Source organism: Streptomyces liliifuscus, assembly GCF_016598615.1.
GTDB classification, from domain to species: Bacteria; Actinomycetota; Actinomycetes; order Streptomycetales; family Streptomycetaceae; genus Streptomyces; species Streptomyces liliifuscus.
Window position 1 is genome coordinate 8,673,181 of sequence record NZ_CP066831.1, and the last position, 23,443, is coordinate 8,696,623.

Sequence of the window (23,443 nt, forward strand, 5' to 3'; positions counted from 1 at the left end):
CGTTCCCCCGCCGCTCATTCGGGAGCCCCGATCGTCATCTCCACCGCGGTCGGCTCGAAGCCGTTGCAAGGGTTGTTGATCTGGGGGCAGTTGGAGACCAGTACGAGCACGTCGCGTTCGGCGCGCAGGGTCAGCGAAAGGCCCGGTGCCGAGATGCCGTCGACGATGCCGAGGGTGCCGTCCTTCTCGACCGGCACGTTCATGTACCAGTTGATGTTGGAGACCAGGTCGCGCTTGCCGAGGCCGTAACGGGCGCCCTCCGCAAGGAAGTTGTCCACGCAGGCGTGCTGGGACCAGGTGTGGTGCCCGTACCGCAGCGTGTTCGACTCCTTGGAGCAGGCGCCGCCGACCGTGTCGTGCCGGCCGACGTCGTCCGCGACGACCGTCATCAGCGGGGTGTGTTCGTTCGACATGAGCACACTGCCCGTGGTCAGGAAGATGTTCCCCTGCTCCTGGATCGTGTCGGGCGCGCTGTAGCGCACGGTGGTGTCCCCGGCGTCGTACACGAGGAAGTCGACGGCCTGGTTGCCGTGCAGATCGGTGATGGTGAGGGTGGCGCCCGCGCGGACGACGGCCGACCAGGCGGCCCGGGCCGGAACGGTGGTCCTCTGGACGGTCTGCTCGCTCATGCGATCCCCCTCGCGGCAAGGAACTCGGCGGTGTTGAGGAAGGCGCGGTGGCCCTCGGGCGTGGCCTCCCACAGCGGATCGCCGGACCGGGTGGCCTCGGCCCGCCAGGCCAGTACCTCCAGCGGTGTGCTCGTGTAGGCCTCGCGCGGGTCGGCCGGGTGCGGCACGTTGGCCAGCAGCACGGTGATGTCCTGCTCGGTGCGCAGCGTCACGCTCAGGCCGGGACCGGCCGAACCGGTGAAGTCCAGGGAGCCGTCCTCACGTACCTCCACGCCCTGGAAGAAGGACAGCGACGGCGGCAGATCGCGCGGCGCCAGCCCGTTCTTGGCCGCCGCCAGCTTGAACAGCTCACGCCCGGCGGGTGATGGGGACTGCGGCGTCCCGTCCCCGTACCGCTCCGTGTTCCGTACGAGACCGGAGGTGCCGCACAGCGCGTCGTGCCGCCCGGAGGTGTCGGCGATCACCGTGGCCAGGACGCGGCCCTGGTCGGAGAGGAGCAACTGGCCCTCGCCGAGGTAGGCGTTCCACTGCACCTTCACCGTGTCGGCCACGTTCAGGCGCTCCCACGGCCGGTCGGCGGCGAAGAGGAGCAGATGGGCGCAGGCGTCACCCAGCAGGTCGGTCAGCCGCAGCTCCGTGCCGCGCGCCAGCACCTTGTGCGTGTAGTTGCCGCCCGCCACCGTCTCCGCCCACACGAGGTGGCCCGCCTCGCACGGCGGCGCGGGCCAGGCACTCGCCGGGACGACGGGCATGGCCTCGGCGCGGGTGCCCTCCTGGGCGCGGGCGTGCGCGCGGGCTCCGTAAGTGGTCGCTGTCGCCATCGCGGGACCTCCGGCTCGGCAGTGGTCGGTCAGGGGTGCGGTCGAGCGGGTGCTCGTATTTCTGTCGCCCGACAGAAATTAGGAGCCGGGCGGGTCGCCGCCGTTGCCCGCGGGTTGCGGCCCCGTTACCGATCCCTCACCGAGATCGCCTGGTGGGGCGGTGTGCGAGGATCGAACGCATGGGTTCCAGTGGACGACGAGTGGGCAGGCCGCGCGCCGAGCAGCGGCCGGACAGCGGCCTCTCGCCGCGCGACGAACTGCTCGCCGCCGCCGCTGAGCTGTTCACGACGCGCGGGTACGCGGCCACCACCACCCGGGCCGTCGCCGAGCGGGCGGGCATGCGCCAGGCGTCCATGTACCACTACGTGTCCGGCAAGGAGGAGCTCCTCGCCGCGCTCCTGGAGTCCACCGTCACGCCCTCGCTGGCCTTCGCCCGGCAGCTCCTCGCCGAGGACGACACCGCCGCCGAGGACCGGCTCTGGGACTTGTGCCGCACGGACGTCGAGCTGCTCTGCGGCGGCTCGCACAACCTCGGCGGGCTCTATCTGCTGCCCGAGGTCCACTCGGAACGCTTCGCCGGCTTCCATGCCGTACGGGCCGAACTCAAGGACGCCTACCGGCAGTTGCTCGCCGCGACCGAGGCGGGCGGTGCGCTCGCCAAGAGTGAGCTCGACCTCAGGACCGATCTGCTCTTCGGACTCATCGAAGGTGTGATTCTCGTACACCGCTCCGATCCCGAGCGGCCCGTCTCGGCCTTCGCCGAAGCCACCGCGGACGCGGCCCTGCGCATCGCCGGAATCTGAGCCGGAGACCGCCTCCAGGCGGTGTCTCACCCCTTCTGATGAGGGGTTTTCGTATGCCTGTACGCCGTCACGCACCGTGTGCGAATGGCGGCGCTGCGTGTAAATGGGGCAGAGAGTACTCCTGTTGCGAGGGCGATTTCAGGTGCTTGCTGAATATGACACAGCGATGATCCGGTCGGACTAAGCTCGCCCGCAGCGCACCGAGTTGAGGTGTATTCGTGCGCTTGTTCCCCAAAGTTCTGTAGATCCAGTTACCTCCCCCGACCTCCAGTCGATTTGTCTCAGAGGGCATACATGGTGAGTGTTCAATCGCCTCCCGGTGGCCGAGAAGTTCCCTACGCGCGCGCGTTGTTGCTGCCTGCCATAGCGATGGCCGCGGCGACCGGGGCCGCCGTCGCCTTGCTGACGGGCCCCGCCCGGACCGCCGTCGGCTGGTGCGGTGCCATCGCGACAGTGCTCGTGACCGCGACAGCCGCCCAGGTGGTCCGCCGCGGCCGTGCCGTCCGTGCGGCGCGAGCCGAACTCGCCCACCGGACGCAGGTCATGGAACGGCGCGTCTCCCTGCACGACGCCGAGATCGACCACCTCCGCGAGGAACTGCTGCCCGCGGCGCTGGAACAGATGCGCTCGGGCTCGTCGCCCCAGGACTCCGTCCGGGTGATGGTCGACGAGGACCCCGCCCAGCGGAACATCCCCAAGTCCCAGCGGGCGTTGCTGATCGAACTGCTGCGGATCATCGACCACGAGGAACTGCAGCGCGAGGCCGCGCAGCGCTCCTTCGTCAGCATCGCCCGACGAGTCCAGGCGATCGTCCACCAGCAGAACGTGGAACTCCGTGAGATGGAGGAGGACCACGGGCGCAACCCCGAGGTCTTCGACGACCTCCTGCGCATCGACCACGGCACCGCGCTGATCGGCCGTCTCGCCGACTCGATCGCCGTCCTCGGCGGCGGCCGCCCGGGCCGCCAGTGGCCCAAGCCCGTACCGCTCTACAGCGTGCTGCGCGGCGCCATGTCCCGGATCCTCGAGTACCGGCGCATCGAGCTGCACTCCATCGCCAAGATCGCGGTCAACGGCATCCACGTCGAGCCGGTCATCCACGCGGCCGCCGAGCTCCTCGACAACGCCACCCGCTACTCGCCGCCGCACACCAAGGTGCACGTCACCGCCGTCGAGGTGCAGACCGGCGTCGCCATCGAGATCGAGGACGCCGGCGTCAGCCTCAGCGAGGAGGCCCGCGGGCGGGCCGAGGCGATGCTCGCGCGTGCCGCGCTCGGCCCGGACCTCAACAACCTCGGCGAGGACCCCCGGCTCGGCCTCGCCGTCGTCGGCCGCCTCATGGACATGTACAAGATGCAGGTCTCCCTGCGGCAGTCCGCGTACGGCGGTGTGCGCGCCGTGCTCGTCGTGCCGCGCAAGCTGCTCACCGAGGAGCCCGCCAACGCCCTCGCCCACGGCATCGGCGCCGCCGCCGTGCCCAAGGTCGACTTCGGCGGTGTGAAGGGCCCCGAGCGTTCGGTCAAGAAGCGCCGGCCGACCACCGGACCCCGTGTCTCCGAGCGGGACGACATGGAGGACGACGTCCCCGAGGTCACCGAGTGGACGGCCAACGGCCTGCCGCAGCGCCGCAGCCGCATGAAGGTCCCGTACAGCCAGCGGGTGAAGGAGGCCCGTGCCGCCGCTGCGGAGGCCGAGGCCGCGCGCAAGGAGGGCCGCCCCGTCATCGACTGGACCCGGTCGTCCACCCAGGTGCCCAAGAAGAAGAAGGAAGAGAAGGAACCCGGGCTGTGGGTCGAGGCCTTCATGGCCGGCCTCAAGGGCGGAGACGGCGACCAGAAGCAGACACCCGGCGAGACGAACAGTCCGGCCCCCACCGAGGCCGACGACGAGGGGGACCTCAAGTGACGCAACTGCGAGCCAACTTCGACTGGATGCTCAAGGAGCTGTCCGACGGGGTGTACGGCACTCGGCAGGTCGTCGTGCTCTCCGCCGACGGACTGCGCATCGCCCGGTACGGCGGCGACCCGGACGCCGCCGACCGCATCGCCGCGGCCTGCGCCGGACTGCAGAGCCTCGCGGGCGCCGTCGCGACCGAGATCCCCGACACCGACGGCAAGATGCGCATGGTGATCATCGAGATGGAGGGCGGCTACTTCTACATGATGGCCGCCGGCCCCAACGCCTACCTCGCCGTGCTGGCCGAGGCGCATGTGGACGCCGGGCTCATGAGCGCCCGCATGCGCGACCTCGTCGTACGGATCGGTGCTCACCTCACGAGTCCGCCCCGGCGGAACGGGCAGACCGTATGACTCCTCCGCAACGACGACGGCGTTTCCCCAAGGAGGCGCCCAAGGAGAAACCCGCACTCCCGGCCCAAGAGCCGGGAGGACCTGGTGGACAGGGCGGAGAGGGCGGCGACGGCGAGACCCGCGAACCGGAACGGCTGTACGTCGTCACCGGCCAGGCCGAGGGCGGCGACCGCGCCGAACTCGACCTGGTGACCTTAATCGTGGCGTGCGCCGACGCTCCGCCCACCGCCCAGCCGGAGCAGTCGGCGCTGCTCCGGCTCTGCCAGGCCCCCATGTCCGTGGCCGAGCTCTCGGCCTATCTCAACCTGCCGTTCAGCGTGGTGACCGTACTGCTGACCGAGCTGCTGACGGCTGAACTGGTACAGGCGCGCGCCCCGATCGTCCGCTCGGAGCTGCCCGACCGTTCCCTCCTCGAAGCGGTGATGCATGGACTTCAAAAGCTCTGACACCATCCCGGGACCTCGCGCCGAGGACCATCTCCCGCACACGGCCGCCGCCGCGGTGAAGATCGTGATCGTGGGCGGTTTCGGGGTCGGCAAGACGACGATGGTGGGCTCCGTCAGCGAGATCAGGCCGCTGACCACCGAGGAGACCATGACGCAGGCCGGCATCGGTGTCGACGACAACTACGGCTCGGAGACGAAGACGGCCACCACCGTGGCCATGGACTTCGGCCGTATCAGCATCACCGAGCAACTGGTGCTGTATCTGTTCGGCACCCCCGGCCAGGAGCGCTTCTGGTTCCTGTGGAACGGCCTGTTCGAGGGCGCCCTGGGCGCGGTCGTCCTCGTCGACACCCGCCGGCTGGAGGTCAGCTTCGACGTCATCGGACGCCTGGAGGAGCGCGGCGTTCCGTTCGTCGTCGCCGTCAACGACTTCCCGGACGCGCCCCGTTACCCCATGGAGGACCTGCGTGCGGCGCTCGACCTCTCCGAGGAGATCCCCATGCTGAAGTGCGACGCGCGTCGGCGGGCCTCCAGCCGGGATGTGCTGATGACGCTGATGCGTTTCCTGCACTCGATCGCCATGGCCTCGGCGTAGGCGCTCCGCTGGACGCGCGGTGATGCAACTGCGGGTCCGTGGGGGCTGGGCGCGCAGTTCCCCGCGCCCCTGAAGGGGCGCGGCACCCCCTGCCGATTCATACCGGCCCAACTTCCCAGAAACCAGAACGACTTCAGCTTCGGAGCCACCACCGTGACGCCTGAATCCCACTCCCTGACCGACACGGACGACCCCATGTCCGGCCCGCCGCCCGGCTGCCCCGCCCACGGAACGGGTCCCGGCGGACTGCGCCGCCTGTACGGACCCGAGGCGCAGGACCTGGCGGGCCTGTACGAGAAACTCCGCGCCGAGCACGGCGCCGTCGCACCCGTGCTGCTCCACAACGACGTGCGCTTCTGGATGGTGCTCGGGCACGGCGAGAACCTCCACATGGTCAGCAACCCGGCGATCTACACGCGCGACAGCCGTGTCTGGACCGCCCTCCTGGACGGCACCGCGGGGGCCGACCATCCGCTCATGCCGCTCATCGCCTGGCAGCCCATCTGCTCCCACGCCGAGGGTGACGAGCACCTGCGGCTGCGCGGGGCGGTCATGGGTGCCATGTCGACCATCAACCCCCGCGACCTGCGTCGTTACATCAACCACTGGACCGAGCAGCTGGTCAACAAGTTCTGCGAGCGGGGCACCGCCGACCTGGTCTCCCAGTTCGCCGAGCATCTGCCGATGGCCGCCCTGTGCGAGATCCTCGGCATGCCCGAGGAGTACGACGACCGTCTGGTGCAGACCACCCGCGATCTGCTCAAGGGCACCGACACCGCGATCGCCAGCAACGAGTACGTCATGAGCATCCTGATGCGGCTCACCCTCCGCCGGCGTGCCGAGCCCGCCGACGACTTCACCAGCTACCTCATCAACCACCCCGCCGGACTCACCGACGACGAGGTCGGCCAGCACCTGCGTCTCGTCCTGCTCGCCGCGTACGAGGCCACGGCGAACCTCCTCGCCAACGTGCTGCGGGTGGTCCTCACCGACCCGGGCTTCCGCGCCCAGCTCAACGGCGGTCAGATGACGGTGCCCCAGGCGGTGGAGCAGTCCCTGTGGGACGAGCCGCCGTTCAGCGCGGTGCTCGGCTACTTCGCCAAGCAGGACACGGAGTTGGGCGGCCAGCGCATCCGCAAGGGCGACGGGCTGTTCCTCGGGATCGCGCCGGGCAACATCGACCCGCAGGTCCGCCCGGACCTGAAGGCGAACATGCGGGGCAACCGCTCGCACCTCGCCTTCGGCGGCGGCCCCCACGAGTGCCCCGGCCAGGACATCGGCCGTGCCATCGCCGACACCGGCGTCGACGCACTCCTCAAGCGACTCCCGGACGTCCAACTCGCTGTCGAAGAGGACGAGTTGAGGTGGACCGCGTCGATCTCCTCGCGGCACCTGGTGGAACTCCCGGTGGTGTTCGACCCGGCATCGCCGCAGGACATCATGCGGCGGCCGGGCGTGAACACCGTGACCCGTCCGCGTCCGGACTCGGACAAGGCCGTGGCGGTACCGAGGCCCACGCTCGAACCCCGGCCCGAGGCACCCGAGTCGGAGGCCGGGACCCCCGAACCGGTGCGCGGGCCCAGTGCCTGGCAGCGTTTCCTGCGCTGGTGGCGCGGTTACTGAGACCGACCGTCACCGGCCCACTCGTCGTACGCGGACCATGCCAGGAGCGTCCGTCCGCTGCGGTACGCATGCCGGTGCCCCGTGACCGGATCGGTGAACTCCAGCACCCGCGCCAGCAGTTGGAGCGGGCGCCGGAAATCACCGGCCGGCACGGGGCCGGTCACCACCGGGTACAGCGGGTCGCCGAGGATCGGCACGCCCAACGCGTTCATGTGCACCCGCAGTTGGTGCGTCTGCCCGGTGCTGGGCAGCAGCCGGTATCTCGCCAGCCGGCCCCGGTGCTCGGCCGACTCGACGCGGCTCACCGCGTTCGGCTCGCCCGGCACCTCCCGGGCGGCCGGCACACCCCGCTCCTTCTCGATCCGGCTGCGGACCGTGCGCGGCAGCTCCAGCGCCTCCCGGTACGGGGCCACCGCCTCGTACTCCTTGCGTACGGCCCGGTCGCGGAACAGCGACTGGTAGGCGCCGCGTTCCTCGGGCCGCACCGTGAACAGCACGAGCCCGGCGGTCAGCCGGTCGAGCCGGTGCGCGGCCCCGAGCGCCGGAATCCCCAGCTCCCGCCGCAGCCGCGCGAGTGCCGTCTCGGTGACATGGCTGCCGCGCGGGGTGGTGGCGAGGAAGTGCGGCTTGTCGGCCACCACGATGTGCTCGTCCCGGTACACGACCTCCAGCGGGAACGGCACCGGCACCTCGTCGGGCAGCTCCCGGTGGAACCACACGAACATCCCCGGCACGTACGCCGCGTCGGGCGCGACCGGCCGCCCGTCGGCCCCGACGATCAGCCCCGCGTCGAGCATCCCGTCGATCACCCCGGCCCCCGCCGCGAGCCGCTCCACCAGATGCTCCCGCACGGTCTCCCAGGCCCCGTCGAACGGCAGCCGCACCCGCACCGGATCCACCCCGTCGCGCTGCGGCAGGGGAGAGGGCGGAACCGGCGATCTACGTCTCACCTGGTCAAGCGTACGCAGCGTCCGCCGACCGGGCCTTGTAGGCACGGTATGCACCGCCCAGGACGAGGGTGACCCCGAGGAACAGCACGGTGAACCACTGGAAGTACCAGTGTCCGCCCGCTGGGTCGTACACCTCCGCGCGGGGCCAGGCCAGGTTGACCGTCATGAACAGGCCGTAGAGGAGGGCCAGCGCGTTGACGGGGACGCCCCAGCGGCCGAGGGAGAAGAGCGGGCGCCCCGTCTCGTCGGTGCCCTCGACCGTGAAGTTGCCGCGCAGGCGCTGCCACAGCAGGGGGCCGGTGACCATCGCGTACGCGAGGTACAGCATCACGATGCAGGTGGTGCCGATGGCCAGGAAGGCTTCGGGCGAGGCGAAGTTGAGGAGCAGCAGGGCCGCGGCGAGGACACCGACGACCAGGGCGGGGGCGCTCGGCATGCCGGTGCGCGGATTGACCTTCGCGAGGCGTCCGGAGAAGGGCAGCTGGCCGTCGCGGGCCATGGAGAACAGCATCCGGCAGGCCGACGTCTGGATGGCGAGGGTCGCGACCGCGATGGCGACGACCACGTCCACGAGCAGGGCCCGGCCCACGCCGTCACCCAGGCTGCTGGTGAGGACGTAACTCAGGCCCTCGACGCCGAGCCGGCCGTCGGTGAGGCTGGGCGCGGCGAGCAGACCGCCGAGGATGATCAGGCCGCCGAGCAGGCCCGCGGCACCGAGCGCGGTGAGGATCGTGCGGGGCGCGGTGCGCCGGGGGTGATGCGTCTCCTCGCTCATCTCGCCCGCGCTGTCGAAGCCGATCATCACGTACGCCGCCGTGAACGAGCCCACCAGGAGCGCACCGACCAGGCCCGACTCGGCGGCCGTGCCGGTGTGGAAGGTGATGCCCGGAGTGCGCTCGGAGTGGGTGAACAGGAGCACGATGATCAGGGCGGCGCCGATGATCTCGGCGGTCACCCCGATGCGGTTGATCAGGGACATCACACGGTTGTCGATGACGTTCACGAACGTCGTCAGGACCAGCAGGAGCACGCCGAGGACCGCCGCGTTGGCCGCGCCGCTCGCCGACGTGGGCGCCGGGTCGTCGCCGATCAGCTGGAAGCCGGACCAGATCGCTGGCATGACCACCTGCAGCGCGAGCGCCGCGGCGGCGACCACCACGATCTGTCCGATCACCATGATCCAGCCGGCGAACCAGCCGAAGGTGAGGCTGGAGAGCCGGGACGACCACTGGTAGATGGCGCCGGAGATCGGATAGCGCGCGGTCAGCTCGGCGAAGCACGCGGCGACCAGCAACTGGCCGATCAGCACGGCCGGCCAGGCCCAGAAGAAGACGGGGCCGCCGAACGCGTACCCGAAGGCGAAGAACTGGAAGACGGTCGTCAGGACGGAGATGAAGGAGAAACCGGCGGCGAACGAGGCGTACCTGCCCAGGCTGCGATGCAGCTCCTGGCGGTAGCCGAACTCCGCGAGGGAGCGGTCGCCGGACGACTCCGGCGGATCGGGGCGTACGTCGGAGGGGGCGGTGGTGGTCACGGCGGCGGCACCTGCCTTCGGCGCAGGGGAGCGGGATCCTGGCGGCGACTTGGGGAACTCCGCGGCGGAATTCCTGTCGGGTGACAGAAATTAGGGAGAGCCTGTTTCGCCCGCGTGACGCGGCCATGTCGAGGCCGGGCCTAAGTCCTCACGCCCTTGCGCCGGATCCTGAATCGCGATACATCGTGTGTATTGACGTTCGCCGTCGAGACGCGATATGTTCGGCCACGGATATTCGTGTGCGAGGATATGAGTGGTGATCCCGGTGGCGATCAAGCGCCGCAAGCTCGGCAACCCGCTGGCGCTGGCCGTCATGGTGCTGCTCACCGAGCGGCCGATGCATCCGTACGAGATCGCCCAGACCCTGCGCAGCCGCGGCAAGGACGCGAGCCTGAAGATCAACTACGGCTCGCTCTACACGGTCGTGCAGAACCTGGAGAAGCACGGATTCGTCGAGGTCGCCGAGGTGCAGCGGCAGGGCAACCGCCCCGAGCGCACGCTCTACGGCATCACGGACGCCGGGCGCGAGGAGGCGACGGAGTGGCTGTCGGACCTGCTCTCCGTCCCGGCCAGGGAGTTCCCGATCTTCGAGGCCGCCCTCTCGCTGATGGCGGTGATCCACCCCGACGAGGTGGCGCGGCTGCTGACCGAGCGGCTCAAGGTGCTGGACGTCCAGGCGGCCAGCGCCCGCGGCGGCCTGACGAAGCTGTACGAGACGCTGCCGCGGATCTTCCTCGTCGAGAGCGAGTACCAACTGCACATGGTCGAGGCGCAGGCCGAGTGGGTCCGCGGATTTCTGCGGGAGCTGGAGTCCGGCGCGCTCGACGGGGTCAAGGAGTGGCGGAGCTTCCACGAGACAGGGGAAGTGCCGCCCGAGTTCGAGGAGTTGGAGGCCCGCCACCTCGACAAGGAGTGAATCACTTCGACAAGGAGTGAAGCAGGAACAAGAAGAACAGACCCCGGCAGAGCTGTTGCACCAGCTCCGCCAGGGTCTCGAACCCCGAGCCGACTCCGCGGTGAGGCAGGCCAGGCGATCGAGGTGCGGCACACCCAGGATAGCCCGGCGCTCTTCACGCGGATCAGCCATCATCCGCTCACCCAGGAGAGCAGTCGTCATGAGCACCCGTGCGCCCGCAGTGCAGGCGCGTCAGCTGATCAAGACCTACCCCGGCGATGTCACCGCCCTCAGCGGCATGGACCTCACCGTCGGGGCGGGTACCGTCTTCGGACTCCTCGGCCCGAACGGCGCCGGCAAGTCCACCACCGTCAAGATCCTCACCACCCTCGCCCGCCCCGACTCGGGCACCGCCACGGTCGCGGGCCACGACGTCCTGCGCCATCCGGACCGGGTGCGCCGCGCGATCGGTGTGGTCGCCCAGAAGTCCGGTGCGGACCCGGTGGCCACCGGCCGCGAGAACCTCCAACTCCAGGGCAGGCTCTACGGATTGAAGGGCGCGGACCTCCGCAACCGGGTGGACGAGCTGCTGGCCCGCTTCCGTCTCACGGACGCGGCCGGCCGCCAGGTCAAGGGCTACTCCGGAGGCATGCAGCGCCGCCTCGACGTCGCTCTCGGCCTCGTCCACCGGCCCGAGGTCCTCTTCCTCGACGAGCCGACGACCGGCCTCGACCCCGAGGCGCGCACCGCGATGTGGGACGAGATCGCCCGCCTGGCCGGCGACGAGGGCCTGACCATCCTGCTCACCACGCACTACCTCGAAGAGGCCGACCGCCTGGCCGGGCACATCGCGATCGTCGACCGCGGCCGTGTTGTCGTCGAGGGCACCCCGGACGCCCTCAAGGGCGAACTTCGCGGTGACGCCGTCCATGTGGAACTGCGCCACCCGGTCGGCGAGGCCGGCCGTACGCTCCTGACGGGCGCCCTCACCGCCCTGCCCGGCGTGTACGAGGCACTCCTCGACGGCCGCCGCATCAGCGTCCGCGCCGAGGACGGGGCCGCGGCCGTGCCCGCCCTGCTCGCCGCCCTGGAACGCGCCGGGGTCACCGTCAGCGCCGCCACCGTCGCCCGCCCGTCGCTCGACGACGTCTATCTGCGCTACGCGGGCCGCCGTTACTCCGAAGCCGAGGCCGCGGCAGCGGTCACGGCCGACGGCACCGACGACCTCGCCCTCACGGGAGGCACCCGATGAGCACCGACGCCCTCACCCAGACCTGGTACATGACACAGCGCCAACTGACGGCGGTACTGCGCCAGCCCGCGTACGTCGTGATGATGCTGATCCAGCCCGCGATCTGGCTGTTCCTGTTCGGCAACCTCTTCAAGGAGGTCGTCGAGCTCGGCGGCTTCGGCACGAGCAGCTATCTCGACTACCTCGTACCGGGCATCGTCGTGATGAGCGCGCTCAGCTCCAACATGTGGGCGGGCATGGGCACGTTGGAGGAGATCGAGCGCGGCACGCTGAACCGGTTCCTCACCACTCCGGTCAGCCGCGGCGCCCTGATGAACGCCAACGTCGTGCAGCAGGCGCTCACCACGGCCGTGCAGTCCGCGCTGATCATCCTGCTCGGCAGGCTCGGCGGCGCGGACTATCCCGGCGGGGCCGCGGGCCTGCTGGTGCTGGTCGTCGCGGCCTCACTGCTCGGCACGGTCTTCGGCGCGTTCTCGAACGCGCTCGGCATGCTGGTGCGCCAGCGGGAGTCGATCATCGGCATCAACACCTTCCTGCTGCTGCCGCTGACCTTCCTCTCCTCGGCCTTCATGGCCCCGTCCCGGATGCCCGACTGGATGCGCACCATCGCCGACTACAACCCACTCAACTGGGCGATGGTGGCAGCCCGTTCAGCAATGTCGGAAAACCCGGACTGGAACGACGTACTGACAAGGGGCGGCGCACTCCTGGCCCTGGCGATCACAGCGGTGTGGCTCTCGATCCGCACGTTCAGGTCATACCAACGCTCGGTCTAGAGGGGCGCGCCCCGTCAGGGGCGCGGGGAACTGCGCGACCAGCCACAACGAACCCGCAGACGACAACGGACCCGGGACGGAACCTAGGCAGCCGGCGGAGCCTCCTGCTCCGCCTCAACCTGCGCATTCCAATCCCGCTTCGCGGCCTGCCACCCATCCTCGTTGTGCCCCAGCCGCCAGTACCCGGAGATCGACAGATCCTCCCGGGCAACCTCGTGCTCGACCCGCAGCAGCCGCCGGAGCTCCTTCACGAACGCGGCCTCACCGTGCACGAACGCGTGCACCCGACCCTCGGGGAACGAAAGGCCCCGCACGGCCTCGACCAGCGCCTCACCGATCGGCCGGTCGCCGCGGTGCAGCCAGACGACCTCCACATCGGAGTCGATCTTCTGCTCCTCCTCGGGCCCGGCGACCTCCACGAAGGCGTGCACCCGCGCACCGTCGGGCATCGCTTCCAGCGAGGCGGCGATCGCGGGCAGCGCGCTCTCGTCACCGGCCAGCAGATGCCAGTCCGCCCCGGCGTCTGGGGCGTACGCCCCGCCGGGGCCGAGGAACCGGACGATCTCGCCGGCCTGGACGCGTGTCGCCCACGGCCCGGCGAGACCCTCGTCGCCGTGGATCACGAAGTCGAGTGTCAGCTCGCGCAGTTCCGGGTCCCAGGCGCGCACCGTGTACGTACGCGTCACGGGCCACTGGTCGCGCGGGAACTCCTCGCGGATCCGGGCCATGTCGAAGGGCTCCGGATAGGTCACGCCCTCGGCGCCGAACAGCAGTTTGACGTAGTGGTCGGTGCTCGTGCCCGCGGTGAAATCGGCCAGGCCGTCGCCGCCGAGGACCACACGCTGCATGTGCGGCGTGAGTCGCTCCGTGCGGATCACGCTCGCGGCGTGGGGCTTGGGAGCCCTCCGTGCCGGACGCTCTGCCATGACAGCCTCCCGAAGTTCGCTTAGGCTTACCTAAGTTAGCACCTCACCGCCCACTGGCGCCCCCTTCTTGAGAACCCGATTACCGTTCCGTGGGAATCGAATTGCTGCTTCACCTGCGGAGTGTCGTCAGCAGTCGCGCCAGCGAACCACCCAGGCCCCAGCGTGTCGCGAGCTCCTCCAGAGCCGCCGGATCGCGCGGCGTGTGGGGCAGCGCGGTGGTCACGTCCGGCAAGGGTACGTCTCCGGCCACCCGGACGACCTTGGGCGCGACGGCGACGTACGGCCGGGACTCGTCCAGACGCTTGCGCTGGGACGGTGTGAGCTTGGCCTTGGGGTCGTCGATCGCCGCCATGATCCCGGCCAGGTCACCGAACTCGGCCAGCAGCTTGGAGGCAGTCTTCTCGCCGATGCCCGGCACCCCCGGCAGGCCGTCGCTCGGGTCGCCGCGCAGCAGTGCCAGAGTCGCGTACCCCGCGCCGTCGACGCCGTACTTCTCGCGCAGCCAGGCCTCGTCCGTGATCTGGAGCATGCCGACGCCCTTGAGTGGGTACAGCACGCGCACTTCCCGCTTGTCGTCGACCAGTTGGTACAGGTCGCGGTCGCCGGTGACGATGTCGACCGGGCCCGAGGCGCGGCCGGTGAACGTCCCGATCACGTCGTCCGCCTCGTACCCCTCGACGCCCACGCGCGCGATGCCCAGCGCGTCCAGCACCGCCTCGATGACCGGCACCTGGGGCGAGAGCGTGTCGGGCACCTCCTCCTCGTCCGGGCCGGTCTCGGTCTCCTGGGCGACGCGATGCGCCTTGTAGGAGGGGATCAGGTCGACCCGCCACTGGGGCCGCCAGTCCGCGTCCATGCAGGCGACCAGATCGTCCGGGCGGTGGTCCTTCACCAGGCGGTCGATGAACTCGAGCAGGCCCCGCACGGCGTTCACCGGTGTGCCGTCCGGGGCCCGCACGGAATCCGGGACCCCGAAATAGGCCCGGAAGTACAGGGAGGCGGTGTCGAGGAGCATGGTTCGCCGGGGCTGCTGCGTCTGCTGCGTCACGCCTCGCATCATGCCGTACGGCACTGACAGTCACCGGCAGTCACTGGTCGGCGCGGAGAGTGGACGAAAGCGGGTGCCCGCACCGTCCGGATGTAAACGCCCTGTGAACTGGGACACGGTCGCGTTTGCGCCATCCGGTCGGGGGCAGGCGCCGAGCCGGAGCGAACCCGGTCGCATTTTCAACCACATCTGACATATGCGCACCGGACGAGCGGGCGGAACCCGCATCGCTCCACGGCCCGCCGGCGGGGGAGGCGGGCCGTCTTCGTTCGACCCGAGAGGTACTTGTGTCATCCAGGCTGCAGGCGGAACAGCTCTACAAAGTGTTCGGCAGACGACCCGGCGAGGCGGTCGAGCGACTGCGCGGGGGAGCCGACCGTGAGGAACTGCGCGCGGACGGCACCACGGCCGCTGTGATCGACGCGTCGTTCACGGTGGAACCGGGCGAGATCTTCGTCGTCATGGGCCTGTCGGGGTCCGGCAAGTCCACCTTGCTGCGCATGCTCAACGGACTCCTGGAGCCGACCGCGGGACGCGTGGTCTTCGACGGGCAGGATCTGACCGCGCTCAACGACCGTGAGATGCGCGAGGTCCGTTCCAAGCAGGTCAGCATGGTCTTCCAGCACTTCGCGCTCTTCCCGCACCGCAGCGTCCTGGAGAACGCCGCGTACGGCCTGGAGGTGCAGGGCGTGCCGCGCGCCGAGCGCGAGGAGCGTGCCACCAAGGCCCTCGTACTGGCCGGGCTCGCCGGCTGGGAGACGTCCTGGCCCGACGAGCTGTCCGGCGGTATGCAGCAGCGCGTGGGCCTTGCCCGGGCGCTCGCCACCGACGCCGACCTGCTCCTGATGGACGAGTCCTTCAGCGCGCTCGACCCGCTGATCCGCCGCGACATGCAGGACCAGCTGATCGAGCTCCAGAAGAAGCTCAAGAAGACCATCGTCTTCATCACCCACGACCTCAACGAGGCCATGCGCCTGGGCGACCGTATCGCCGTCATGCGCGACGGCAGCATCGTCCAGATCGGCACCGCCGAGGACATCCTCGTACGCCCCGCGAACGACTACGTCGCCTCCTTCACCAAGGACGTCGACCGCTCCCGGGTCCTCACCGCGGCCTCCGTCATGGACACGGAGCTGCGCGGCGACGAGGCCGACTGCGGCTGCGAGACCGCCAGGCCCGACTCCTCGTTCGGCGAGCTGTGCGCCATCAGCGCACGGCTGACGCACCCCGTGGCCGTCGTCGACAAGAAGGGCAAGCTGGTCGGTGTCGTGCCCCGGCAGCGGCTCGTCGGCTTCCTCGGCGACGAACAGAGCGAACCCGTGCCCTGCGACACCCCGCGCGACAAGAACGTCGAGGCGGTGAAGGCCGGTGCCTAGGATCCCCTTCGGCGACTGGGTCAACGACACGGTCGACTGGCTGCTCAACCACATGGCGTGGCTCTTCGACTTCCTCAAGGACGTCTTCCAGGGCACCTACGACGTCATCAACGACGTACTGCAGGCGCCCGAACCTCTTCTCCTCGCGGGCATCTTCGCGGTCGTCGCGTTCTGGCTGCGCGGCACGTCCGCCGGTGTCCTCGCCTTCGTGGGATTCGCCTTCATCGACTCCCTCGAACTGTGGGAGAACGCGATGGTGACCCTGTCGCTGGTCCTCGTGGCGACGATCATCGCGCTCGTCATCTCCGTGCCCGTCGGCATCTGGGCGGCACGCTCGGACCGGGTCAGCGGCATCGTGCGCCCCGTGCTCGACCTCATGCAGACGATGCCCGCGATGATCTACCTCATCCCGGCGATCCTGTTCTTCGGCACCGGCGGACCCGCGGGCATCGTGGCCACCCTGATCTTCGCCCTGGCACCCGGCGTCCGTATGACGGAACTGGGCATCCGCCAGGTCGACAAGGAACTGGTCGAGGCCGCCGACGCGTTCGGCACCACGCCCGGCAACATCCTGCTGCGCGTCCAGCTGCCGCTGGCGCTGCCGACCGTCATGGCCGGCGTCAACCAGGTCATCATGCTGGGCCTGTCCATGGCCGCCATCGCCGGCATGGTCGGCACCGGCGGCCTCGGCGGCGACGTGAACGAGGCGATCGGCCAGCTCAACGTCGGCCTCGGCGCCGAGGCGGGCATAGCCATCGTCATCCTCGCCATCTACCTCGACCGCATGACCAGCGCCCTGGGCACCCAGGTCTCGCCGCTCGGCCGCCGTACCGCCGCCAAGCTGCGTGCCGCACAGGGCCTGAAGATCTGGTCCTACCGCCCCCGGCCCTCCGTGGCCGTCATCGGTGTCGTCGTGCTCGCGCTCGTCGCGGGTGGCATGGGCATCTTCGGCTCCAGTGACAGCGAGGCCACCGCGTCCGGCGGCGACGACGTCGGCCAGGGCAAGAAGGTCAGCATCGGCTACATCCCCTGGGACGAGGGCGTCGCCTCCACCTTCCTCTGGAAGGAGATCCTGGAGGAGCGCGGCTTCGAGGTCGAGACCAAGCAGTTCGACGCGGGCCCGCTCTACACCTCGCTCGCCCAGGGGGACATCGACTTCCAGACCGACTCCTGGCTGCCGACCACCCACGAGCAGTACTGGAAGAAGTACGGCAAGCAGCTCGACGACCTGGGCTCCTGGTACGGCCCGACGTCCCTGGAACTGAGCGTGCCCGCCTACATGAAGGGCATCGACTCCCTGGAGGACCTCAAGGGCAAGGCGGGCGAGTTCGACGGCAAGATCACCGGCATCGAGTCCAGCGCCGGAATGATGGGCCTCCTCAAGACCAAGGTCCTCAAGGAGTACGGGCTCGACAAGGAGTACAAGGTCGTCGACAGCTCCACGCCCGCGATGCTGGCCGAGCTGAAGCGCGCGTACGCCAAGAAGGAGCCGTTCGTCGGCACGCTCTGGTCGCCGCACTGGGCGTACAGCGAGTACAAGCTGAAGAAGCTCAAGGACCCCAAGGTCGCCTGGGGCAAGGGCGACGGTGTGCACACGCTCTCCCGCAAGGGCTTCGCCCAGGACAACCCGGTCGTCGCCAAGTGGCTCAAGAGCTTCAAGATGACCGAGAAGCAGCTCACCAGCCTTGAGGCGGAGATCAACAAGGCCGGCAAGGGCAAGCAGCAGGACGCCGTACGCACCTGGCTGAAGAGCAACCCCGGTGTCGTCGACAAGCTGGCCCCGGTCGAGAAGTCCTCCTCCGGCACCCCGGCCGAGGCCAAGCGTACGGTCGACGTCGCCTGGTTCCCCTGGGACGAGGACGTCGCCGTCACCTACCTGTGGAAGGACGTCCTGGCCCGTCGCGGCTACAAGCTGAACCTCAAGCAGATGGACGTCGGCCCGGTCTACACGGGCCTGGCCACCGGCGACATCGACCTCAACTTCGACGCCTGGCTGCCGTACGCGCAGGCGAACTACTGGGACAAGCACAAGGACAACCTGCGCGACCTCGGCACCTGGTACGAGCCGACCTCCCTGGAGATCGCGGTGCCCTCGTACGTGAAGGACGTCAAGTCCCTCGCGGACCTCAAGGGCAAGGGCGATCTCTTCAACGGGAAGATCATCGGCATCGAACCGGGCACCGGCGAGATGAACCTCGCCAAGACGAAGGTCCTGCCCGGCTACGGCCTGGACAAGGAGTACGAGATCGTCGACGGCTCCACGCCCGCGATGCTGGCCGAGCTGAAGCGCGCGTACGCCAAGAAGGAGCCCGTCGCCGTCACGCTCTGGTCGCCGCACTGGGCCTACAGCGAGTACGAGCTGACGAAGCTCGCGGACCCGAAGAAGACGTTCGGTGAGGGCAACACGATCCGGACGATCTCCAGCAAGAAGTTCCCCGAGCAGTACCCGCAGCTCACGAAGTGGATCAAGAACTTCAAGATGAGCGAGGACGAGCTCGGCAGCCTGGAGAGCGAGATCAAGGACCGCGGCCAGGGCCAGGAGGAGGAAGCCGTCGCCGCCTGGCTGAAGGAGCACCCGGACATGGTGGAACGGATGACTCCGCAGTAGACACGTCTCCCGTAGGAGGCTCCGCGAGGGGTGGGCAGCGCCATTCGGCGAGGCCCACCCCTCGCGGCGTTACCTCTGCATACGACCCGGGCAAGGGCCGAGCCGGCCTTTCGGCCCCGCGCGCACACCTCGCCGGCCGCGCCGGCTCTCCCACCGGCGCGAACCGTGACGGTCGGTCACGCGATCGGTGCGGCGATGTTTACAGCGATGTGACGGGCGCATGAAACGGTTTGCCGAACACCCGTAGGGTGCAGACAAGACATCAGGAACTCGCGAGAAATTGGCGTGTACGTACAACGAACGTGCCGCCACCGCACCGCACGCACCGAGCAGCGCACCGACGACGCACAGGGGGGAGCCGAAGCGATGGACGAAAACAAAGAGACCCTTCGAGTGGGCGCGGCCGTCAGGCGGCGGCGCCGGGCACTGGAGCTCACCCTCGCCGTCGTCGCCGAGCGCAGCGGCCTGTCGGTGCCGTTCCTGAGCCAGGTCGAGAACGAGCGGGCGCGCCCCAGCATGCGTTCCCTCCAACGGGTCGCGGACGCCCTGCACACCACGTGTGTCGAACTCCTCGCCGCCGCAGACCCGGCGCGCAGTGTCGACGTGGTGCGCGCGGACGACTCCGAGTTCACCCACGAGCCCCGAGTGCGCCCCCTGGTGCGCGGTCACCACCAGTTGCACGCCATGGAGTTCTCCGGCGACCACGACGCGGGCCGCGAATTCCAGCACCGCAACGACGAGTTGATGTACGTGGCCGACGGCGCCGTCGAGGTCGAGGCGGAGGGCCGCGCGTACCGGCTGGGACGCGGCGACACGCTGCACCTGACGGGCGGCGTACGGCACCGGTGGCGGGCGACCGACGCGGACACGCGCGTACTCATCGTCGCGGTCGCGGACCACATCGAGGCCGTGGAGGACGATCCACGCCGATGACCGTCATCCGGAGTACTCGGCCATGAGAGTGGTTCGGCCATGAGAGTGGTGTCACTCGTCCCGTCGCTCACCGAGGCCGTCGCCGTGTCCGCGCCGGGCGTCCTGGTCGGGGCGACCGACTGGTGCAGCCATCCGGCCGACCTCGACGTCGTACGCGTCAAGGGCACCAAGAACCCGGACGTCGAGCGGATCGTCGCCCTCGCGCCCGACTTGGTGATCGCCAACGAGGAGGAGAACCGCGAGCCCGACCTGACCGCCCTGCGGCAGGCGGGACTCGACGTGCTCGTCACCGAGGTACGGGACGTGCCGGGGGCCTTCCGGGAGCTGGAGCGGGTGGTCCGCGCGTGCGGACTGCCGACCCGGCCGCGGTGGCTGGACGAGGCCGAGGAGGCCTGGCAGGACCCGCCCCGCCCGGAGAGGCGTCTGCGCGCCGCCGTGCCCATCTGGCGGCGGCCCTGGATGGTGCTCGGGCGGGACACCTTCGCCGGGGACGTGCTGGCGCGGCTGGGCGTCGACAACGCGTACGCGAGCCATGCCGAACGCTATCCGCGTGTCCCGGTCGAGGAACTGCGCGCCGCCGGACTCGACCTGGTCGTGCTGCCCGACGAGCCGTACCGCTTCACGAACGACGACGGCCCGGAGGCGTTCCCGGAAGTGCCCTGCGCCCTGGTCGGCGGACGCCATCTCACGTGGTACGGACCGTCGTTGGTGCGGGCACCGCGAGTGCTGGGCGAGGCGCTGCGAGCAGCCGTCCGCTGACCAGGCCGCGGGCCGTGTGGACGGCGGCCACCGCCCAGGCCGCCAGGAGCAGGGCGTACAGGCCGACCGTGAGTCCGTCGTAGACGACGAGCCCGGTGTGCCGGGCGAGTCCCTCGGCGCCTGTGACGCACGTACCGACCGGGAAGGTGAACGCCCACCAGGTCATGCCGAAGACCATGCCCCGGCGTCGGGCCCGCAGCACCAGGGCGGCGGCCAGCGCCAGCCAGAGCAGCGCGAAACCCATCACCGGGACGCCGTAGAGCACCGGCAGGATTCCGAAACCCTGGTCGTACGGGGCCGGCACCACGCCCGGAGCTGCGACGGCGAACTTGTCGACGGCCGTCGTGGACTGGCCCAGCGGGCCCAGGACCAGGAACAGGGTCGGGGTGAGTGCGAGCGGCAGCGGGTCGCCCGTGACGAGGCGGGCGAAGATCATCGGCAGCATCACGAGCGTGGCCAGCAGGCTGAGGCCGAACATCGCGAAGCAGGCGAGCAGCATGGTCTCGCGGGCCTGACCGGCCGGGAGATGCGGTACGAGCAGGGGGCCGAGCGCCGCGGAGACCATCGGTGCGACCAGGGGGAGCAGCCATACAGGGGTGGCCTGGGACGGGTCCACCCGGTGGCGCACGACCATCAGGTACGGGACGGCCACCGCCGCCGCCAGGCCGATCAGGGTGCCCGTGGAGAACAGCACGGCGTCCAGGGCGACCGCCGCCTGAATGCCGATCCAGTCCCGCCCGACGACCAGAGCGCCGCCCCCGACGGCCAGCAGGGCCATGGAGAGGCAGCCGTAGAAGGGGGCCATCGACGGGTCCAGGAGGTGGGCGCGGGCCTGGTCCCTGTGGTGCCTCCAGTGGGCCGCCCGGGCGGCGAGGAGGGCGACGAGCAGGGTCAGGGCGAGTGCCCAGACGGCGGTGCAGAACGTGCGCAGACCCGGGACGTCGAAGGGGAGGCCCGCGCCCGCGGTGGCCACGATGGCCGTGCCCATCACCGGGGCGTACCAGTTGGGGCCGAGGTGGCGGAAGGGGGACGTCTTTGTCTTCACCGCTGCGTCCGCGTCTGCCTCTGCCTTTGCCCTTGTGGGGCGGCTGGGGTTGGCGTGGCTGGTGTTGTCCGTGGTGGCGGTGAGCGGGTGGGCTGTGGCCATGAGTTCACCGTGCCTCGGTGGGGGACGGCTCACCAGGGAGTACCGGTCTATGAGGACATAAGGTGGGCTTATGAGTCGGGATGACGGGACGGGTGACCAGGGGGTTCGCGAGACGGCGTCCATACCGGGGGGCGGGCTGTCGCATCGCGTCCCCGATCTGGGTGCGCTGGAGCTGCTGCTCGCCGTGGCGCGGCTCGGGAGTCTGGGGCGGGCCGCCCGGGAGGTCGGGATCACGCAGCCGGCCGCAAGCAGCCGGATCCGGTCCATGGAACGGCAGCTGGGGGTCGCCCTGGTCGACCGCTCGCCCACCGGGTCGCGGCTCACCGACGCGGGGGCGCTGGTGACGGACTGGGCCCGGCGGGTGGTGGAGGCTGCGGAGGCCTTCGACGCGGGGGCGCAGGCGCTGCGGGACCGGCGGGACTCCCGGCTGCGGGTCGCGGCGAGCATGACGATCGCCGAGTACCTGCTGCCCGGGTGGTTGCTCGCTCTGCGCGCGCAGCGGCCGGACACGGCGGTTTCCCTGATCGCCGGGAACTCGACGGTCGTGGCCGAGCGGGTGCTCTCCGGTGAGGCGGACCTCGGGTTCGTGGAGGGGGTGTCCGTGCCGAGCGGGCTGGACTCCGTGGTGATCGCCCACGACCGGCTGATCGTGGTGACCGCGCCCGGGCACGCGTGGGCGCGGAGGCGGCGGGCGCTCGACGCCCGGGAGTTGGCGGGGGCGCCGTTGATTCTGCGGGAGGAGGGGTCGGGGACGCGGCAGGTCTTGGACGCGGCGCTTGGCGGGCTGGCCCGCCCTCTGATCGAGCTGTCCTCCACGACGGCGGTGAAGGCGTCCGCGGCTTCGGGGGCGGGGCCGGCGGTTCTCAGTGAGCTGGCGTTGGGGGAGGAGTTGTCCGCGCGTCGGCTTGTCGAGATTCCGGTGGAGGGGGTTCGGCTGAGCCGGGATCTGCGGGCTGTTTGGCCTGTGGGGCATCGGCCTACTGGGCCTGCGCGGGATTTGTTGGCGTTGACTCGGGGGTAGGGCGGGCGGTGCGTTCTCGGCTGCGGGTGTGTTGTGGCTGGTCGCGCCGTTCCCCGCGCCCCTAAAGACTGCGCAGTTCCCCGCGCCCCTAAAGGATTGCGCCGTTCCTCGCGCCCCCAAAGATTGCGCTGTTCCCCGCGCCCCCAGAAGACTGCGCCGTTCCCCGCGCCCCCAAAGATTGCGCCGTTCCCCGCGCCCCTAGGGGACTGCGCCCGTTCCCGAACCCCCAAAAGGCTGCGCCGTTCCCCGTTCCCCGTGTCCCTGAGTGTGTCAGGAAGTGGCCTGGATCAAGCCCGCCATTACTCGTGTGTCCTCGCCCATTTCGGGGTGCCATTGGACTCCCAACACCCAGTTGGGGGTGGGGAGTTCGATGGCCTCGATCGTGCCGTCCGTTGCGTGGGCGGAGGGGGTCAGGGCGGTGCCCAGGTGGTCCACGGCCTGGTGGTGGTAGGTCGGTACGGAGGTTTCCTCGGGGATCAACGTGGCGTAGAGGGAGCCCGGGACCGGCTTGACCGTGTGGTGGCCGAAGACTCCCACCGATTCGATGTGGTCGTCGATGTGCTGGACGAGGGTTCCGCCGAGCGCGACGTTCAGGAGCTGCATGCCGCGGCAGATTCCGAGGAGCGGCGTGCCGGAGGCCAACGCGGCGTCGATCAGTGCGAGTTCCCAGGTGTCGCGGGCGCGGGCCTCGGGGCCGCAACGGGGATCGCGGGCGGCGCCGTAGCGCGACGGGTCCACGTCGGGGCCGCCCGCGATCACCAGGCCGTCGAGCCGGGCCACGGTCTCGGCGGCGTGGGCCGGCTCGTCCGGTGGCAGCATCGCGGCCAGGCCGCCCGCCGCTCGGACCAGGCGCGGGTAGCCGGCCGGCAGCAGCGCCGCCTCCAGTTCCCATACGCCCCAGCGTGCGGTCTCCAGGTATGTGCTGACTCCGATGAGCGGTCTGCCTGCCATCCCCACGCTCCCTGTTTCTCGTGCGCCCTTCGGGAGGAGGC

22 protein-coding genes are annotated in these 23,443 nt (G+C 70.0%); 14 read left to right on the forward strand and 8 right to left on the reverse strand.

Annotation, left to right across the window (positions count from 1 at the left end):
- Nucleotides 1–14: 14 nt before the first annotated feature.
- Nucleotides 15–629 carry an urea amidolyase associated protein UAAP2 gene (locus JEQ17_RS37365; RefSeq protein ID WP_200399375.1) on the reverse strand — a complete coding sequence of 205 codons (615 nt, stop codon included), beginning with the start codon at nucleotides 627–629 and terminating at the stop codon, nucleotides 15–17.
- On the reverse strand, nucleotides 626–1,450 hold the full coding sequence (locus JEQ17_RS37370; protein ID WP_200399376.1) for an urea amidolyase associated protein UAAP1: 825 nt from the start codon (nucleotides 1,448–1,450) through the stop codon (nucleotides 626–628). Before JEQ17_RS37370 ends, JEQ17_RS37365 begins: the two co-directional genes overlap by 4 nt.
- Nucleotides 1,451–1,629: 179 nt before the next feature.
- Here JEQ17_RS37370 and JEQ17_RS37375 point away from each other — a divergent pair, with 179 nt between their 5' ends.
- The 6 genes from JEQ17_RS37375 (at nucleotide 1,630) to JEQ17_RS37400 (ending at nucleotide 7,226) form a co-directional block, all read left to right on the forward strand.
- A complete protein-coding gene (locus JEQ17_RS37375; RefSeq protein ID WP_200399377.1) occupies nucleotides 1,630–2,253 on the forward strand; it encodes a TetR/AcrR family transcriptional regulator in 624 nt (207 codons plus the stop codon).
- A 294-nt stretch (nucleotides 2,254–2,547) separates the two neighbouring features.
- Nucleotides 2,548–4,158 carry a sensor histidine kinase gene (locus JEQ17_RS37380; protein WP_200399378.1) on the forward strand — a complete coding sequence of 537 codons (1,611 nt, stop codon included), beginning with the start codon at nucleotides 2,548–2,550 and terminating at the stop codon, nucleotides 4,156–4,158.
- On the forward strand, nucleotides 4,155–4,562 hold the full coding sequence (locus JEQ17_RS37385) for a roadblock/LC7 domain-containing protein (protein ID WP_143635607.1): 408 nt from the start codon (nucleotides 4,155–4,157) through the stop codon (nucleotides 4,560–4,562). The genes JEQ17_RS37380 and JEQ17_RS37385 overlap by 4 nt, the downstream gene beginning before the upstream one ends.
- Entirely contained in the window at nucleotides 4,559–5,008 is a 450-nt protein-coding gene (locus tag JEQ17_RS37390) for a DUF742 domain-containing protein (RefSeq protein WP_200399379.1), read from the forward strand. Before JEQ17_RS37385 ends, JEQ17_RS37390 begins: the two co-directional genes overlap by 4 nt.
- Nucleotides 4,989–5,603: a GTP-binding protein gene (locus JEQ17_RS37395; protein ID WP_200399380.1), complete on the forward strand. Its 615-nt coding sequence runs from the start codon at nucleotides 4,989–4,991 to the stop codon at nucleotides 5,601–5,603. Before JEQ17_RS37390 ends, JEQ17_RS37395 begins: the two co-directional genes overlap by 20 nt.
- 153 nt (nucleotides 5,604–5,756) lie before the next feature.
- Nucleotides 5,757–7,226, forward strand: coding sequence for a cytochrome P450 (locus tag JEQ17_RS37400; RefSeq protein WP_200399381.1), 1,470 nt, complete (start codon nucleotides 5,757–5,759; stop codon nucleotides 7,224–7,226).
- Here JEQ17_RS37400 and JEQ17_RS37405 read toward each other — a convergent pair.
- Together JEQ17_RS37405 and JEQ17_RS37410 are read right to left on the reverse strand one after the other, a co-directional pair.
- Nucleotides 7,220–8,176: an RluA family pseudouridine synthase gene (locus JEQ17_RS37405; RefSeq protein ID WP_200399382.1), complete on the reverse strand. Its 957-nt coding sequence runs from the start codon at nucleotides 8,174–8,176 to the stop codon at nucleotides 7,220–7,222. The two genes, JEQ17_RS37400 and JEQ17_RS37405, sit on opposite strands and share 7 nt — an antisense overlap.
- Before the next feature lie 4 nt (nucleotides 8,177–8,180).
- Nucleotides 8,181–9,710: an amino acid permease gene (locus JEQ17_RS37410; RefSeq protein WP_200399383.1), complete on the reverse strand. Its 1,530-nt coding sequence runs from the start codon at nucleotides 9,708–9,710 to the stop codon at nucleotides 8,181–8,183.
- Nucleotides 9,711–9,975: 265 nt separating this feature from the next.
- Between JEQ17_RS37410 and JEQ17_RS37415 the strand changes: the two genes are divergently transcribed.
- The 3 genes from JEQ17_RS37415 to JEQ17_RS37425 all read left to right on the forward strand — a co-directional run bounded on the left by JEQ17_RS37415 (nucleotide 9,976) and on the right by JEQ17_RS37425 (nucleotide 12,633).
- The gene (locus tag JEQ17_RS37415; protein ID WP_200401919.1) at nucleotides 9,976–10,626 is read left to right on the forward strand and encodes a PadR family transcriptional regulator; all 651 of its coding nucleotides are present in this window, start codon (nucleotides 9,976–9,978) and stop codon (nucleotides 10,624–10,626) included.
- A 199-nt stretch (nucleotides 10,627–10,825) separates the two neighbouring features.
- A complete protein-coding gene (locus JEQ17_RS37420) occupies nucleotides 10,826–11,857 on the forward strand; it encodes an ATP-binding cassette domain-containing protein (protein ID WP_200399384.1) in 1,032 nt (343 codons plus the stop codon).
- Nucleotides 11,854–12,633: an ABC transporter permease gene (locus JEQ17_RS37425; protein WP_200399385.1), complete on the forward strand. Its 780-nt coding sequence runs from the start codon at nucleotides 11,854–11,856 to the stop codon at nucleotides 12,631–12,633. Before JEQ17_RS37420 ends, JEQ17_RS37425 begins: the two co-directional genes overlap by 4 nt.
- An 83-nt stretch (nucleotides 12,634–12,716) precedes the next feature.
- Here JEQ17_RS37425 and JEQ17_RS37430 read toward each other — a convergent pair whose 3' ends face one another.
- On the reverse strand, nucleotides 12,717–13,559 hold the full coding sequence (locus JEQ17_RS37430) for a siderophore-interacting protein (protein ID WP_200399386.1): 843 nt from the start codon (nucleotides 13,557–13,559) through the stop codon (nucleotides 12,717–12,719).
- 109 nt (nucleotides 13,560–13,668) lie between these two features.
- Entirely contained in the window at nucleotides 13,669–14,616 is a 948-nt protein-coding gene (locus JEQ17_RS37435) for a 5'-3' exonuclease (RefSeq protein WP_234048508.1), read from the reverse strand.
- A gap of 278 nt (nucleotides 14,617–14,894) precedes the next feature.
- Here JEQ17_RS37435 and JEQ17_RS37440 point away from each other — a divergent pair, with 278 nt between their 5' ends.
- The 4 genes from JEQ17_RS37440 to JEQ17_RS37455 all read left to right on the forward strand — a co-directional run bounded on the left by JEQ17_RS37440 (nucleotide 14,895) and on the right by JEQ17_RS37455 (nucleotide 20,283).
- Nucleotides 14,895–15,983, forward strand: a complete 1,089-nt coding sequence (locus JEQ17_RS37440) for a quaternary amine ABC transporter ATP-binding protein (RefSeq protein WP_200399387.1) — start codon at nucleotides 14,895–14,897, stop codon at nucleotides 15,981–15,983.
- Nucleotides 15,976–18,591 (forward strand): ABC transporter permease/substrate binding protein, encoded by a 2,616-nt coding sequence (locus JEQ17_RS37445; protein ID WP_200399388.1) that lies wholly within the window; start codon nucleotides 15,976–15,978, stop codon nucleotides 18,589–18,591. Before JEQ17_RS37440 ends, JEQ17_RS37445 begins: the two co-directional genes overlap by 8 nt.
- 366 nt (nucleotides 18,592–18,957) lie before the next feature.
- Nucleotides 18,958–19,524, forward strand: a complete 567-nt coding sequence (locus JEQ17_RS37450) for a helix-turn-helix domain-containing protein (protein ID WP_143635589.1) — start codon at nucleotides 18,958–18,960, stop codon at nucleotides 19,522–19,524.
- Nucleotides 19,525–19,563: 39 nt separating this feature from the next.
- Nucleotides 19,564–20,283: a helical backbone metal receptor gene (locus JEQ17_RS37455; RefSeq protein ID WP_200399389.1), complete on the forward strand. Its 720-nt coding sequence runs from the start codon at nucleotides 19,564–19,566 to the stop codon at nucleotides 20,281–20,283.
- Here JEQ17_RS37455 and JEQ17_RS37460 read toward each other — a convergent pair.
- A complete protein-coding gene (locus JEQ17_RS37460; protein WP_200399390.1) occupies nucleotides 20,210–21,430 on the reverse strand; it encodes a TDT family transporter in 1,221 nt (406 codons plus the stop codon). The genes JEQ17_RS37455 and JEQ17_RS37460 overlap by 74 nt on opposite strands.
- A 70-nt stretch (nucleotides 21,431–21,500) precedes the next feature.
- Between JEQ17_RS37460 and JEQ17_RS37465 the strand changes: the two genes are divergently transcribed.
- The gene (locus JEQ17_RS37465) at nucleotides 21,501–22,451 is read left to right on the forward strand and encodes a LysR family transcriptional regulator (protein WP_200399391.1); all 951 of its coding nucleotides are present in this window, start codon (nucleotides 21,501–21,503) and stop codon (nucleotides 22,449–22,451) included.
- A 270-nt stretch (nucleotides 22,452–22,721) separates the two neighbouring features.
- Here JEQ17_RS37465 and JEQ17_RS37470 read toward each other — a convergent pair whose 3' ends face one another.
- Entirely contained in the window at nucleotides 22,722–23,402 is a 681-nt protein-coding gene (locus tag JEQ17_RS37470) for a gamma-glutamyl-gamma-aminobutyrate hydrolase family protein (RefSeq protein ID WP_200399392.1), read from the reverse strand.
- Nucleotides 23,403–23,443: the final 41 nt, after the last annotated feature.